Below are 14777 nucleotides of genomic sequence, written 5' to 3'. Positions count from 1 at the left end.
CAGTGCGGCCGCTAAGGCAACAGGTCGCCTGCCATGCAACCGCATGGATGTTGCACTTGCTTCAATCTCTAAAAAAGGGGATGGGGCTCATGCATAGAATGCTGCGTACTGTACTGTCGCATATGATTAAAGTTGGCGACCTGACGGTTACTGATTCAAAGGGGAATGCCAATCGTTATGGTGATGCGACCGGAGAGCCGGTCCATATACGGTTCAATACGCTCCATGCGGAACGCGCCGTCGCACTCGACCCGGAACTGAAACTCGCTGAATGTTTCATGGATGGTGAGATCGATTTTCTGGAAGGCGATATTTATACACTTCTGAAGATCGTCTTCGAAAATACTGGTCCAACAGCGGCAACGGAGCCATGGATGAAAGCGGCCGGCAAAGTCCGTGTGCTATTTCGGCGCTTTCAGCAGATGAATGATATCGCCCGCTCATCCAGCAACATCAAAAGCCATTATGACCTTTCGGGCGCTCTTTACGATCTGTTTCTTGACCCCGACAAACAATATTCCTGTGCCTATTTCGAAACGCCTGATGCGACGCTTGAGCAAGCACAGCTTGCAAAAAAGCGTCACATAGCCGCCAAGCTTCTTGTCAAAGAGGATCACAAGGTTCTCGACATTGGTTGTGGCTGGGGTGGTATGGGGCTTTACCTCGCCCGATTTCTCAAAGCCGATGTGACCGGCGTCACGCTATCCGAAGAGCAACATGCTATTGCTAATCGGCGTGCATTGGATGAGGGTCTATCCGACCGCGCAAAATTTCAACTCACCGACTATCGAAACATCGATGATGAGTTCGACCGGCTGGTTTCTGTCGGCATGTTCGAGCATGTGGGCGTTGGGCATTTTGCAGAATATTTCCAACACGCGGCGCGGCTGCTGAAAAAAGACGGCGTGTTTCTGCTCCATGCCATTGGGCGCGCTGATGGACCCGGTGCGACCAATCCATTTATTCGCAAATATATTTTCCCCGGCGGGTATATCCCTGCCCTTTCTGAAGTGCTCCCGCATATCGAGAAAGCAGGGTTATACGTCACTGACATTGAAATCCTGCGCCTTCATTATGCAGAAACGCTCAAAGAATGGCGCCTGGCCTTCATGGCCCGGCGTGAAGAAGCCAAAGCGCTTTATGATGAACGCTTTTGCCGGATGTGGGAGTTTTATCTGGCGGCATCTGAAAGCGCATTCCGCTGGCAAAATATGATGGTCTTTCATATTCAAATTGCCCATCGTCAGGACGCAGTACCTCTAACGCGTAACTATATTGAGGCTGAGGAAAAGCGGCTCAAGCGGCTTGATAGTGCACCAAAAGGAGCGAACAGCGAGGAGCAAGCGCAGAAAAAGAGGGTCAAAGCCTGAAAATATAGCGTCAAGTCCCAGTGCAAAAGATTGAACCGTGAACTGTGGATGCCTGTGAATCATGGTATAGTTTACGGCTTCTGGCAGGAATCACCTTGAGGCTGCGTTGTGTTTGGCTTCACTTCAGTTCTAGCTGGAAAAGATCAGGGACAGGAAAAGACGGACATGGCGGAAGCGGCGGTACGCAAACTCGACGATGCGCGCGATCAGAAAGATGCGCTTTATCGTGAAGCACCCCACAATATTGAAGCAGAGCAAGCGCTTTTGGGTGCTATTCTCATCAACAATGACGCCTTCTATCGCGTTTCAGACTTTCTGAAGCCAACACATTTCTTTGAGCCTTTGCACCGCCGCATCTATGAGATCGCAACCGATCTCATCCGTGTTGGTAAAATGGCCAATCCGGTTACGATGAAAACCTTCCTGCCGAATGAAGGCAAGATCGGCGATCTGACGGTTTTCCAGTATGTTGCACGTCTTGCAACCGAAGCCGTCACCATCATCAATGCCGAAGATTATGGCCGCGCAATCTATGATCTTGCGACCCGCCGCGCTTTGATCGGCATTGGCGAAGATATGGTCAATATCGCCTATGACGCGCCGGTCGATAATGCCCCGCAGGAACAGATCGAAGACGCCGAGCGCCGCCTGTTTGAACTAGCGGAAACGGGTCGCTACGATGGCGGTTTTCAGGCGTTTAAAGATGCTGTCACCACGGCTGTCGATATGGCCAATGCCGCATTCATGCGTGATGGTCATTTGTCCGGTGTTTCCACCGGCATTCATACGCTTGATGGCAAGATGGGTGGCTTGCAGCCATCCGATTTGATCATCCTTGCAGGTCGTCCGGGTATGGGCAAAACTTCGCTTGCCACCAATATCGCTTTCAATATCGCCAACGCCTATGAAGCTGAGCAGCAGGCCGATGGCACGATGAAGGCAATCAACGGCGGCGTTGTTGGTTTCTTTTCGCTCGAAATGTCGGCTGAACAGCTCGCAACCCGTATTATTTCTGAGCAGACAGAGGTTTCTTCTTCAAAAATCCGTCGCGGTGACATCACGGAACAGGATTTTGAAAAGCTGGTCGCCTGCTCGCAGCATATGCAGAAAATTCCGCTTTATATCGATCAGACCGGTGGCATCTCGATTGCACAGCTCGCAGCCCGCGCGCGTCGTCTCAAGCGTCAGCGTGGCCTCGATGTTCTGGTGATCGACTACGTTCAGCTGATGACTGGCTCTTCCAAGGCGTCGTCACAGAACCGCGTACAGGAAATCACGGAAATCACCACCGGCCTGAAAGCGCTCGGCAAGGAGCTCAATGTTCCGATCATCGCGCTGTCACAGCTCTCACGTCAGGTGGAAAGCCGTGATGACAAGCGCCCACAACTCTCCGATCTTCGTGAATCCGGTTCGATCGAGCAGGATGCCGACGTGGTACTCTTCGTGTTCCGCGAGGAATATTACGTCAAGAACCTGGAGCCGCGTGACGAGTTTGATCCGAAATATGAAGAGTGGAAGCAGCACTTTGAAAAAGTAAAGGGCACGGCTGATGTGATCGTTGCCAAGCAGCGTCACGGACCGACTGGCACTGTGAAGCTTGCGTTCCAGGCCGAATTTACGCGATTTGCAGATTTGGCCGAGGGTTCTTATATCCCGGAACAGTATGAATAAATCCGAATGTTCCTTTTGGTCGCAATTCCGAACGGAAAACCGCTACGCACTTTTCTTGGAATTGCTTGTATCCCGGAGCAATATGAATAGTTTTTCCGATCCTCAAGGGCGTGCCTGATGGCTAAGGCACGCGTTCAGTTCATCTGTCAGAATTGCGGCGCGGTGCATACGCGCTGGGCAGGCAAATGCGACTCTTGCGGCGAGTGGAATACACTCGTCGAAGAAGGCACCAATAGCGGCATTGGGTCTGGCCCCGGTTCCATGTTGTCCAAGCGCAAAGGCCGCGCTGTCGCCCTCACCTCGCTATCGGGCGAAATCGAAGATGCGCCACGCATCATTTCCGGCATTAGCGAGTTGGATCGCGTCACTGGCGGTGGTTTCGTTCGCGGGTCAGCGATACTGATCGGCGGTGATCCGGGTATTGGTAAATCCACACTCCTGACACAGGCAGCGGCAGCGCTTGCCAATCATGGACATCGCATTGTCTATGTATCGGGCGAAGAAGCCGTCGCGCAGATAAGGCTGCGCGCGCAGCGTCTGGGCGTAGCATCGTCTGCCGTGGAGCTGGCCGCTGAAACCAATGTTGAAGACATTCTCGCCACCGTGTCCGATGGCAAGCGTCCCGATCTCGTCATTATCGATTCGATCCAGACACTCTGGACCGACATGGCAGATTCTGCACCCGGAACCGTCACACAGGTCCGTTCCTCTGCGCAGGCGATGATCCGTTATGCCAAGCAAACGGGCGCAGCCGTTGTCCTTGTTGGGCACGTCACCAAGGAAGGCCAGATTGCCGGCCCGCGCGTGGTCGAACATATGGTCGATGGCGTTCTCTACTTTGAAGGCGAAGGCGGGCATCAATACCGCATTCTTCGCACCGTCAAAAACCGCTTCGGCCCGACCGATGAGATCGGTGTGTTTGAAATGTCGGATGGCGGATTACGTGAAGTCTCCAATCCGTCCGAACTGTTCCTGGGTGAGCGCAATGCGAAATCGCCGGGGGCAGCCGTTTTTGCAGGCATGGAAGGCACGCGCCCGGTTCTGGTCGAGATACAGGCACTCGTCTCCCCTTCATCGCTTGGCACACCGCGCCGCGCTGTTGTAGGCTGGGACGGAAGCCGTTTGGCAATGATTCTGGCTGTGCTCGAATCACATTGCGGCGTGCGCTTTGGCCAGCATGATGTTTATCTCAATGTGGCGGGCGGCTATCGCATCAGCGAGCCTGCGGCCGATATTGCGGTTGCTGCAGCACTCGTTTCGTCCATTGCAGGCATTGCCCTGCCCGCAGATAGTGTTTATTTCGGCGAAATCAGCCTTTCTGGAGCTGTTCGTGCGGTTTCACATGCGGTACAGAGGCTGAAAGAAGCTGAAAAGCTTGGCTTTCAACAGGCGGTAGCACCCGGCGGAACCAGTGACCTTTGGAAAGATCGCAATTTCAGCCTCGTGGAAACCACTGCTCTCTCGGACCTCGTTGTGCGCATTGCTGCATCGGGCCCGGCCAAAAAGTGACCAGTATCTGTAATCATCAGGTTGCAGATCATTGAATTTAACAAGATTTAGCTGCGGAAGGTTTCGTCAACTTTCCGATGTTAATCTATGAGAACTATGACTGCCCCGCAGGCAAAAACATCCTGCGCATCAATAAGGACAGCCCAGAATGCCGGTTACGCTACTTGATGGAATTCTACTCGGAATAACGCTGGTTTCGGCCGTGCTTGCGATGGTTCGCGGCTTCTCCCGCGAAGTGCTTTCGCTGGTTTCATGGGCTGCGGCAGCAGCAGCGGCTTACCTGTTTTACCAGCCAGTCCTGCCTTATCTCCAGCCATACATCAACAATGAGACAATCGCGAAAATTGCAGCTGCAGGTGCAGTGTTCCTCGTCGTGCTGATTGTTGTGTCGCTGATTACGATGAAATTTGCCGATTTCATCATCGACAGCCGTATCGGTGCGCTTGATCGCACGCTCGGCTTCCTGTTCGGCGCTGCCCGTGGTGTTCTGCTGGTTGTTGTCGCGATGCTGTTCTTCAACTGGCTGGTTCCAACTGGACAACCTGCATGGGTTACCAATGCGAAGTCCAAGCCAATGCTCGACTCTTTCGGTCAGCAGCTTATTGAGCTTCTGCCAGCGGACCCTGAATCTGCCATAAAGCAGTTCAAGCCGGGACAGGATGCTCAGACACCTGCTGGCACGACGACCGAACAGCCCGTACCGGACGACACACCGGCTGCAAATTGATCTTGAATCACCATTTTTGAAACCGGCAGCATAAAGCTGCCGGTTTCATCTGTTTTTAGCCAAAGTCTTATCCTATATCAGCGGCTGAAACGCGCATCATGCAAGGGATCGCTTTTAAAACGCGGGCTTTTGCTGTAAATGTTGCTTTTAGTAACCGCAATCGAAAGGCCTTGCGGACGATGTCCCAACAATCGCATGACGAAAACTCCTTTATGCTGGACGATGATACGTTGCATGAAGAGTGTGGTGTATTTGGTATTCTCGGCCATGAAGATGCGGCAGCGCTGACAGCGCTTGGTCTGCATGCTCTTCAGCATCGTGGACAGGAAGCTGCTGGTATCGTTTCCTATCACAACCGCCGTTTCCATTCAGAGCGACACATGGGGCTGGTCGGCGATCACTTCACCGATGCGTCGACGCTTCATCGTCTGCCCGGCGACCGCGCTATCGGCCATGTGCGCTATTCCACGACAGGCGAAACCATCCTGCGCAATGTGCAGCCGCTTTTTGCAGAGCTGGAAGTTGGCGGCATCGCGATTGCGCATAACGGTAATTTCACCAATGGTATTACGCTTCGCAAGCAGCTGATTGCATCGGGCGCAATCTTTCAGGCCACATCGGACACTGAAGTTGTTCTGCACATGATCGCCCGCTCGCGTCAAGCATCGTCGAGCGATCGCTTTGTCGATGCGATCCGTCAGGTTGAGGGCGGTTATGCCATGCTGGCCCTGACCCGCACGAAGCTGATTGCGGCGCGTGACCCTGTCGGTATCCGACCACTCGTTATGGGTGAGCTTGACGGCAAGCCGATCTTCTGTTCGGAAACCTGTGCTCTCGATATTATCGGCGCGAAATATGTCCGCGATGTGGAAAATGGCGAGATCATCATCTGCGAAATCCAGAAGGATGGCTCGATTACGACGGATTGTATCAAGCCTGAAAATCCACAACCGGAACGTCTCTGCCTGTTTGAGTATGTCTATTTCGCCCGGCCTGACTCGGTCGTTGGTGGCCGCAGTGTTTATGTTGCGCGCAAGAACATGGGCATGGAACTGGCAAAGGAATCGCCAATCGAAGCCGATGTTGTTGTTCCCGTGCCAGATGGCGGCACGCCAGCGGCGCTTGGTTTTGCGCAGGCCAGCGGTATTCCGTTTGAATATGGCATCATCCGCAACCACTATGTCGGCCGTACCTTTATTGAGCCAACACAGCAAATTCGTGCGCTGGGTGTGAAGCTCAAGCATTCGGCCAATCGTGCGATGATTGAAGGCAAGCGTGTCGTTCTGGTGGATGATTCCATCGTACGCGGCACAACCTCGGTCAAGATCGTGCAGATGATCCGGGATGCGGGTGCCAAGGAAGTGCATATCCGCGTCGCAAGCCCGATGATCTTCCATCCGGACTTCTACGGAATCGATACGCCGGACGGCGATAAGCTGCTTGCGAACCAATATGACAGCCTTGAGGCGATGTGCCGTTATATCGGTGCAGATTCGCTGGAATTCCTCACCATTGACGGTCTTTACAAGGCCGTTGGCGGTGAAGCGCGTGATCCAAAGGCCCCTGCCTTCACCGATCACTATTTTACGGGTGAATATCCAACCCGTCTTCTCGATCAGGAAGGCGAAAGCAACGTCCACACGTTGTCGCTTCTCGCCTCAAACGGCTGATCGATTGTCTTCACGCAGGCGGCTCAACGGGCCGCCTGTTTCATCTCTAAGAATTACACTGGGGGTATAATGAATATCGACCTTACAGGCCGCGTGGCCTTGGTAACGGGCGCATCGCGCGGTATTGGTTATTTTCTGTCGCTTGAACTGGCAAAGCGCGGCGCACATGTGATTGCAGTGGCACGCACCGTCGGCGGTCTGGAAGAACTCGACGACAATATTCGCAAGGTCGGTGGCAGTGCCACACTTGTTCCGCTCGATATTACCGATATGGAAGCGATCGACCGTCTCGGCGGCTCTATTTATGAGCGTTGGGGCAAGCTCGACATTCTGGTTGCAAATGCTGGCATTCTTGGCACGATTTCCCCCATCGGCCACGTTGAAGCTAAAGTTTTTGAGCAGGTGATGAATGTCAACGTCACAAGCGTGTGGCGTCTCATCCGCACAACAGACACCCTGCTGCGCGCATCTGATGCTGGACGCGCTATTCTGCTCTCATCAGGTGTTGCACATACCTGCCGGGCTTTCTGGGCGCCCTATGCGGCGTCCAAGGCTGCTGTCGAAGTGATGGGACGCAGCTGGGCCGAAGAAACCAAGCAGATGAAGCTTAAGGTCAATTCGGTCAATCCGGGTGCAACCCGTACCGCCATGCGCGCAAAAGCAATGCCAGGTGAAGATCCTGAAACATTGCCGACGCCGCAGTCGGTTGCAGAAAAAATCGTCCAGCTTGCCGATCCAAAGCTCGACATCACAGGAAAGCTTTACGACGTACGTCAGGATAAATTCCTCGACTATCATATGCCTTCCTGATTCACTTTGCCGGCCTTGCATAACCCCAAGGCCGGTTTTAACTTATTTGTATTATGCCGCGCCCGCCGAACGCTTCGGCCCTGTTTTTAAGCGGACCTCTCCCCCATGCCTATCATTACAAACCTTGTGTCCCAATATGATTGGAGGAACGATGTCTCACGATTACCAGCGATTTATCGTCATCAGCGGCGGCCCCGGGTCGGGCAAAAGCACACTCATCAAAGCGTTGCAGAAACAAGGCTTTTCACGCAGCATCGAGGCAGGTCGCGCCATTATACAACATCAGACAAAGATTAGCGGAAATGCGTTGCCATGGGCAGATCGCGCTTTGTTTGCGGAACTGATGTTGTCATGGGAGATGCGCTCTTACGACCTTGCGCTAGAGCAAAAAGGGCCGGTGTTTTTCGACCGGGGCGTGCCGGATGTGATCGGCTATCTTACGCTTTGCGGCCTGCCTGTGCCTGAGCATATGCACCGCGCAGCGTCGATGATTCAATATAACAGAACGGTGTTTCTGGCTCCGCCATGGCAGAGCATTTTCGCTCAGGATGCAGAGCGCAAACAGGGCTTTGATGAAGCCATTCGCACATTCAATACGATGGAACAAACTTATCGGGGGCTCGGATATGAAATCGCGCTCCTGCCGAAATCAACGGTTCAGGAGCGCGTGAATTTCATCCGGAAAACTTTTCCGTCAAACTTCTTCTGACAGCTCGCTTGCAAGCGCAGCATTGCGGTCAGCGGCTTCGCGCCTGTTCCATGCCACAAGGCTAAACGGTAGAAATGCCAGATAGGCCAGCGCTGTCAGCGTCAGCGTATGCCATGTGAAGCTCATGAGAAACGCCACATAGATCACCACGAGCAAGATCAGCGGCATCACGAAATCGCGACGAATGAGACCACCGGCAGACTTGCCATTATACACCGGCAGACGGCTCACCAGCAGGAACGCTATCGCTACGGTGAAAACTGCAACCGCAAAGGCCAGTCCTTTGGTTGGTGTGAGGCCCAGAAAACCGAGATAAACGGGCAGCAGCACCAGCATCGCACCCGCAGGGGCTGGAACGCCGATAAAATAATTGCTCTGCCACGGCGGACGGTTGGGGTCTTCCAGCATGACATTGAAGCGCGCCAGGCGAAGGCAGCAGGCAATCGCATAAAGGAGGGCAGCAATCCAGCCGAACGAACGCGCCTGATCAAGCACATAGACGTAAAGCACGAGCGCCGGAGCGACACCGAAATTGACAATGTCAGCGAGTGAATCCATTTGCTCGCCAAACTTGGACGAGCCTTTCATCATACGCGCAACGCGACCATCCACGCCATCGAGAAATGCCGCAATCAGCACCATCATCACTGCAAGTTCAAAACGGTGTTCAAACGCCAGGCGAATGCCCGTCAGCCCCGCACAAATCGCAAGAACTGTGATCACATTCGGAACAACGATGCGCAGAGGAATCTGCGACAATTTAGGGCCGCGCGATGAATTCACGCGGCCATTCGGCTCAAAGGGTGGGAATGGTGTTTCCATCGGCTCAGGCGATCCGAACCACTGGTTCAGCGCGTTCACTGCCAAATTCGGCAAGCACGGTTTCTCCGGCCACGGCCGTCTGGCCAACAGCCACGCGAACCGATGCACCTGCAGGCAAATAAACATCGACGCGGGAACCGAAACGGATCAGGCCGAAGCGTTCGCCCACACTCAGATTATCGCTTTCACGCGACCAGCAGACGATGCGGCGTGCCACAAGACCTGCGATCTGCACAACGCCGACTTTACCGTTTGCACTGTCGATCAGAACGGAATTGCGTTCATTATCGGTGCTGGCCTTATCGAGTTCTGCATTGAGAAATTTTCCGGGACGGTGGAAAATCTTTTCGATCTTACCACGCACTGGCGCGCGGTTGATGTGAACCGAAAACACATTCATGAACACGGAAACGCGCATTAGCGGCTCTGCACCGAGTTCCAGTTCCGCGGGCGGCACAGCCGGACCAACGAAAGATACCTTGCCATCAGCCGGACTGATCACCAGATCATCCGCGATTGGCGTCACGCGTTCTGGGTCACGGTAAAAATAAATGCACCAGATGGTCAGCACCAGACCAATCCAGAAAAGCGGTTCCCATAGCCAGCCCAGAATGAGCGAAACCACGAAAAACGCCGCGATAAACGGATAGCCTTCACGATGGATCGGCACGAAAGTGTTACGGATTGTATCAGACAGGCTCATCGGTTTTCCTTCTGGAACGAGGCAAGTCTCGCGGACACACCATGCGTTCTAGTGAATTTTATGCGCGTCGCTTTACCCAGGATATCGCCTGATCATCGACACGATGCAACGTTCGGCCCGGTTTTACCTCATCCAGCTCAAAATCAAAACGTATTTCGCAATTTATTCACGACTGTAAGGGTTCGTGACAGCTCTCAGCACAAGAGCACATTCAGAAAAATTCAATCCCTACCATCGCCATTCTTCCTTACCGCGCACAACGACCGCTACCTTTAAGCACTTCTTTGACGCCTTAGCACCTTCCAAACATTTGTTCTTTCTTTAAAATGCTCTTAGAGTTTTCAGTACCGAACTTGTTTGCAAAACTACTGATGTAACGTTCATCGTGACCGACTATATTACCTTCAAACCCTTTAACTGGCACCTTCGACGCGCCTGACAATTCACTAATTGAAGAATTTCTACCTCCCTCACCTTAATGACAAGCAATAAGCCTGACGCTTTCGAATGGTAATTCATTTCTAAAACCCTGCAACAAATTTGCTAGCTCATCCCCGAAAAGCTCGTGGCCACCTACAACGACCCTCCCAACATCTTCACCATAAGAGTTTTTCCTTACGAAACCACGAGAATCTACGTTAGTCCTCATGCCTCCCTTAGAGCCTGAATCATAATGAATGTAACGATATCAGGCTCTTGCGATGCGCCGGGTGAGCAGGCGGATGTTTGCGATGTAGACCCAGGCTTCAGCCGAAACGATGGTTTTCTCGAAATCTTTGGCCAATCTACGGCAACGTCCCAGCCATGCAAACGTCCGCTCGACCACCCATCGGCGTGGTAAGAGTTTGAAGCCCTCAGCGTGATCGGATCGTTTGACGATTTCCAGCGTAAATTTTCCGACCTTTTCCAGCCTGCCTTTGAGCTTGGGTCCCGCGTATCCACCATCAGCAAAGATATGCCGTAACCACGGCCAGCGTTTGAGGATGGTTTTCAAGACATCAGGTGCACTATCTCTGTCTTGAATACCCGCAGAATGGATCACCAGGCCAACCATCAAGCCGAGGGTATCAACCACAATATGACGCTTGCGATCGTTGATCTTTTTTCCCGCGTCAAAGCCCCGTATTCCGCCACTTTCCGTGCTTTTTATTGACTGGCTATCGATCACGCCAGCGGTAGGGCTGGGCTGCTTTACGGTCAACTCGCGTGCTGTCATCACGAGCGCGTTGTTGATCGTGCGCAGCATCCCTTCATCTCGCCATCGATAGAAATACTTTTGCACCGTGGAAAATGGTGGGAAGTCCGTGGGCAAAAGCCGCCATGCGCCACCTGATGAAGCAATATAAAGCAGCGCATTTACCACCTCTCGCAAATCCGTCTTGCGAGGGCGTCCGAGACGGCCCGGTGCAGGCATCATCGGTTCGATGACAGTCCATTCCGCATCCGTTAAATCGCTTGCATAACGCGCGTTGCGTCGTCCATATTGTGGCCGAGCGGTTGCAGTCCAGGCCATCATGATCTCCATCGAATGTAAGCTATCCGATTGAATCATAACCTACTGAAATCGCTCAATCCTTTTTGGAACAGGCTCTAAGACATAATGCAACTCACCTCCCGATCATTCTAAAAATAGAAATTATTCCAATAAATTAAAAATATTCAAATCCGGCCATAACCGTCTTTCCTTTGCGAACATAAAGATCGAGACCAGGCGTATCGAAGTAACGATGGACAATATTCGATCGTCCTAACCTTCCATTTATGGCGCCACTTCCTCCATTGACCATAGACAGGCGCACAGGATTGTATCTATCAACCTCTCCCACATAGCCTTTCACTGGCTTCTGCAATGCGCGAGAAACATTGCTTATTATTGAATTTACACCACCGTCTGCGGAGTGACAGGTAAGCATACGGATACAATCGAAATCCTCATATTTAGCAGCATCTTTTGCAATATCTATAACCTTTACATGACTGTAACTGTGCCCACCGACAGCGACAACGCCGTACCCCCCTTCTTCACTATCAATAAAATTTCCATGCAACTGAATATTAAGCCTTTTGAACCCCTTATAATGATCATAATAAATAAAATCGCTATACTGATCACCACCTTCTATATATTTGAATCCATATGTAAATTTAATCTTCTTTTCTGCAATAAATTTTGATTTAACATAATTACCATTATATATTTGATAACTCTCCTTTAAGTCTTTTTCGAAATAAAAATCTTGTATTTTCTCAACAATTGTTGGATTGTTATCCAATTTTTTTACATATGGAATGTATTTAGTTTCGTTAAAATAACGAAATTCGTTTGATTTACTTCTTAAAATATTACTCATTGAATAATAGCTAGAGGATAAAAAATTACTGCGCCCTATGAACAAGATAAAAATCCTTAAAATATTGGATTTTTTATTTTAATTCAAATACAAGAATTTTTAACTGTAAGTTATCCCATAATTGGGTTCAAAGCTGTGAGATGGCGTAAGCCACCTCACTCCGCAGCCGGAACGCCCCGGCTGACGATGCCCATATCGTCATTCTCGCGAACCTGACGCAGGCGTTCTTCTGCTTCATCCGCTTCGCGCTGGCGGCTCCACATCGACGCGTAAAGTCCATCCTGCAAGAGCAGATCGCGATGCGTACCACGCTCGGCAATCAGGCCATCTTTCAGTACGATAATTTCGTCGGCGCTGATCACAGTCGACAGACGGTGCGCGATAACCAGCGTTGTGCGACCACGGCTGACAATATCAAGCGCCGATTGGATTTCCTGCTCCGTCGCAGTATCCAGCGCCGATGTAGCCTCATCGAGAATAAGAATTGGCGGTGCTTTCAGGATCGTGCGTGCAATCGCCACGCGCTGCTTCTCGCCGCCTGAAAGCTTCAGTCCGCGCTCACCCACCATCGCCTGATAACCTTCCGGCAGGTGTTTGATGAATTGGGAAATCTGCGCCATTTCGGCTGCCTTTTCTACTTCATCGTCGGTTGCATCGGTGCGGCCATACCGAATATTATAGGCAATCGTATCGTTGAACAGCACCGTGTCCTGCGGCACCATGCCGATGACTTTACGCAAGCTTTCCTGTGTCACGTCGCGCAGGTCCTGTCCGTCAATCGTGACGGAACCTGACTGGACATCATAGAAACGGAACAGAAGACGCGAGATCGTGGATTTGCCCGCACCGGATGGGCCGACAATCGCCACGGTCTTGCCCGCAGGTACTTCAAAGCTTACGCCTTTGAGGATCGGGCGATTTGCATCATAGGCAAAATGCACATCGTTGAAACGGATTGCACCCTTATCCACGCTCAGCGGCGCTGCTGTTGGCTTGTCCTGCACTTCCTGCTGCACATCCAGAAGGTCGAACATCTGCTCGATATCCGTGAGGCCCTGACGGATTTCGCGATAGATGAAGCCAATGAAATTGAGCGGAATGGAAAGCTGCATCAACATCGCATTGATGAAAACGAAGTCACCGAGCGACTGCGTACCTGCCTGCACTTCGCGCGCCGACATCACCATGACAATCGCCATACCCACGCCGAAGATGACAGCCTGCCCAAAGTTAAGCCAGCCGAGCGAGGTCCATGTCTTGGTCGCCGCATCTTCATAACGCGCCATTGACGCATCGAAGCGCTTGGCTTCCATGGTCTCATTGCCAAAATATTTGACCGTCTCAAAATTAAGCAGCGAGTCGATCGCTTTGGTGTTTGCATCGGTATCGGAGTCATTCATCTCGCGACGGATATTGATGCGCCAGTCACTCGCTTTAATCGTGAACCAGGTATAGGCAACGACCGTAACAGCCACGACCAACAGATAGGAGAAGCCATAAGCGAAGGCGAAAATCACCGCCGTCAGCGCAAATTCCAGAATGGTTGGCAGCGTGTTGAGGATCGTGAAACGGACAATTGTTTCGATACCTTTGGTGCCGCGTTCGATCACACGCGACAGCCCGCCCGTGCGCCGTTCCAGATGAAAGCGCAATGAGAGCTGGTGCATATGCACGAAGGTTTTATAGGCAAGCTGGCGCACGGCATATTGCCCGACACTGGCAAACAGTGCATCGCGCAGCTGATTGAGTCCCGCCTGAATGATCTTGGCCGCATTATAGGCCAGCACAAGCATCACCGCACCGGTAAGAAAGAGCGGAATATAATCGGCTGCATCGAGCTGACCGTTCAGCGCATTCGTGACCCATTTGAAGAAATAGGGAACAAGGATCAGCACAATTTTGGAAATCACCAGATAGAATGTCGCCCACACCACGCGCATACGCAGATCGGGGCGTTCAGACGGCCACATATAGGGCCACAGATTTCGCAAGGTTTTAAGCGTCTCGCCGGAGTCGGCAGAAACAGTTTTGGGGGCACTCATGGTGTTTCTTTCAGATCAGACAGGTTTTTCGCAGCAGCCATTGCTGAAGGCTGCAAGATGCGAACGAATTTTGGTCAATTGCTGCCAGTTTACGCTATAGCGCGATGTCTGGCGGTCGGGCCGATAGTCAATAAGGCCAGCCTGGACGAGAACCTTGAGATGCTGCGACACGGTGGACTGCGCAAGGTCAAGACGACCGACAATATCTTTGCAGCAGCAAGCATCCTCAAAAATCAGCTGACGGAGAATGTGGATACGCACTGGATGGCCAAGCGCTGCATAAATGCGCGCAGCATCCTCATCATCCATGCCCGAAACAGGGTGGGTCGTTATTTTTAGGGAGATACTCATCGTAAATCGACGATATACGATTATACTATAACTAGCAAGTTT

Annotated in this window: 13 protein-coding genes; 7 read left to right on the top strand and 6 right to left on the bottom strand. The window is 52.0% G+C overall.

Annotation, left to right across the window (positions count from 1 at the left end):
• The first annotated feature begins 89 nt into the window (after window positions 1–89).
• The 7 genes from RI570_RS08980 to RI570_RS08950 all read left to right on the top strand — a co-directional run bounded on the left by RI570_RS08980 (window position 90) and on the right by RI570_RS08950 (window position 8466).
• Window positions 90–1370: a cyclopropane-fatty-acyl-phospholipid synthase family protein gene (locus tag RI570_RS08980; protein ID WP_313828075.1), complete on the top strand. Its 1281-nt coding sequence runs from the start codon at window positions 90–92 to the stop codon at window positions 1368–1370.
• Between the two features lie 165 nt (window positions 1371–1535).
• Entirely contained in the window at window positions 1536–3041 is a 1506-nt protein-coding gene (locus tag RI570_RS08975) for a replicative DNA helicase (protein ID WP_313828073.1), read from the top strand.
• A 117-nt stretch (window positions 3042–3158) separates the two neighbouring features.
• Window positions 3159–4550 carry a DNA repair protein RadA gene (gene radA, locus RI570_RS08970; RefSeq protein ID WP_313828071.1) on the top strand — a complete coding sequence of 464 codons (1392 nt, stop codon included), beginning with the start codon at window positions 3159–3161 and terminating at the stop codon, window positions 4548–4550.
• Window positions 4551–4698: 148 nt separating this feature from the next.
• The gene (locus tag RI570_RS08965) at window positions 4699–5277 is read left to right on the top strand and encodes a CvpA family protein (protein ID WP_313828070.1); all 579 of its coding nucleotides are present in this window, start codon (window positions 4699–4701) and stop codon (window positions 5275–5277) included.
• A gap of 179 nt (window positions 5278–5456) precedes the next feature.
• Window positions 5457–6947 carry an amidophosphoribosyltransferase gene (gene purF / locus RI570_RS08960; protein ID WP_313828069.1) on the top strand — a complete coding sequence of 497 codons (1491 nt, stop codon included), beginning with the start codon at window positions 5457–5459 and terminating at the stop codon, window positions 6945–6947.
• Between the two features lie 69 nt (window positions 6948–7016).
• Window positions 7017–7757 (top strand): SDR family NAD(P)-dependent oxidoreductase, encoded by a 741-nt coding sequence (locus RI570_RS08955; protein WP_313828068.1) that lies wholly within the window; start codon window positions 7017–7019, stop codon window positions 7755–7757.
• Window positions 7758–7908: 151 nt separating this feature from the next.
• Window positions 7909–8466, top strand: coding sequence for an AAA family ATPase (locus RI570_RS08950; RefSeq protein WP_313828067.1), 558 nt, complete (start codon window positions 7909–7911; stop codon window positions 8464–8466).
• Here RI570_RS08950 and pssA read toward each other — a convergent pair.
• From pssA to RI570_RS08920, 6 genes are all read right to left on the bottom strand, one after another.
• Complete coding sequence (gene pssA, locus RI570_RS08945; RefSeq protein WP_313828602.1) at window positions 8452–9288, bottom strand: CDP-diacylglycerol--serine O-phosphatidyltransferase; 837 nt, start codon at window positions 9286–9288, stop codon at window positions 8452–8454. The two genes, RI570_RS08950 and pssA, sit on opposite strands and share 15 nt — an antisense overlap.
• 4 nt (window positions 9289–9292) lie before the next feature.
• Window positions 9293–9991: a phosphatidylserine decarboxylase gene (locus tag RI570_RS08940; RefSeq protein WP_313828065.1), complete on the bottom strand. Its 699-nt coding sequence runs from the start codon at window positions 9989–9991 to the stop codon at window positions 9293–9295.
• A 688-nt stretch (window positions 9992–10679) separates the two neighbouring features.
• Window positions 10680–11504 (bottom strand): IS5 family transposase, encoded by an 825-nt coding sequence (locus tag RI570_RS08935; protein ID WP_313828064.1) that lies wholly within the window; start codon window positions 11502–11504, stop codon window positions 10680–10682.
• Between the two features lie 136 nt (window positions 11505–11640).
• A complete protein-coding gene (locus RI570_RS08930) occupies window positions 11641–12342 on the bottom strand; it encodes a hypothetical protein (protein WP_313828063.1) in 702 nt (233 codons plus the stop codon).
• A 155-nt stretch (window positions 12343–12497) separates the two neighbouring features.
• Entirely contained in the window at window positions 12498–14384 is a 1887-nt protein-coding gene (locus tag RI570_RS08925) for an ABC transporter ATP-binding protein/permease (protein ID WP_313828062.1), read from the bottom strand.
• A 15-nt stretch (window positions 14385–14399) separates the two neighbouring features.
• Window positions 14400–14735, bottom strand: a complete 336-nt coding sequence (locus RI570_RS08920; protein WP_313828060.1) for a metalloregulator ArsR/SmtB family transcription factor — start codon at window positions 14733–14735, stop codon at window positions 14400–14402.
• Window positions 14736–14777 lie beyond the last annotated feature (42 nt).

It is taken from the genome of Brucella pseudogrignonensis (assembly GCF_032190615.1).
GTDB lineage: Bacteria > Pseudomonadota > Alphaproteobacteria > Rhizobiales > Rhizobiaceae > Brucella > Brucella pseudogrignonensis_B.
The sequence above is the reverse complement of the archived record's forward strand: the minus strand, read 5'-3'. Positions and strand labels throughout refer to the sequence as shown.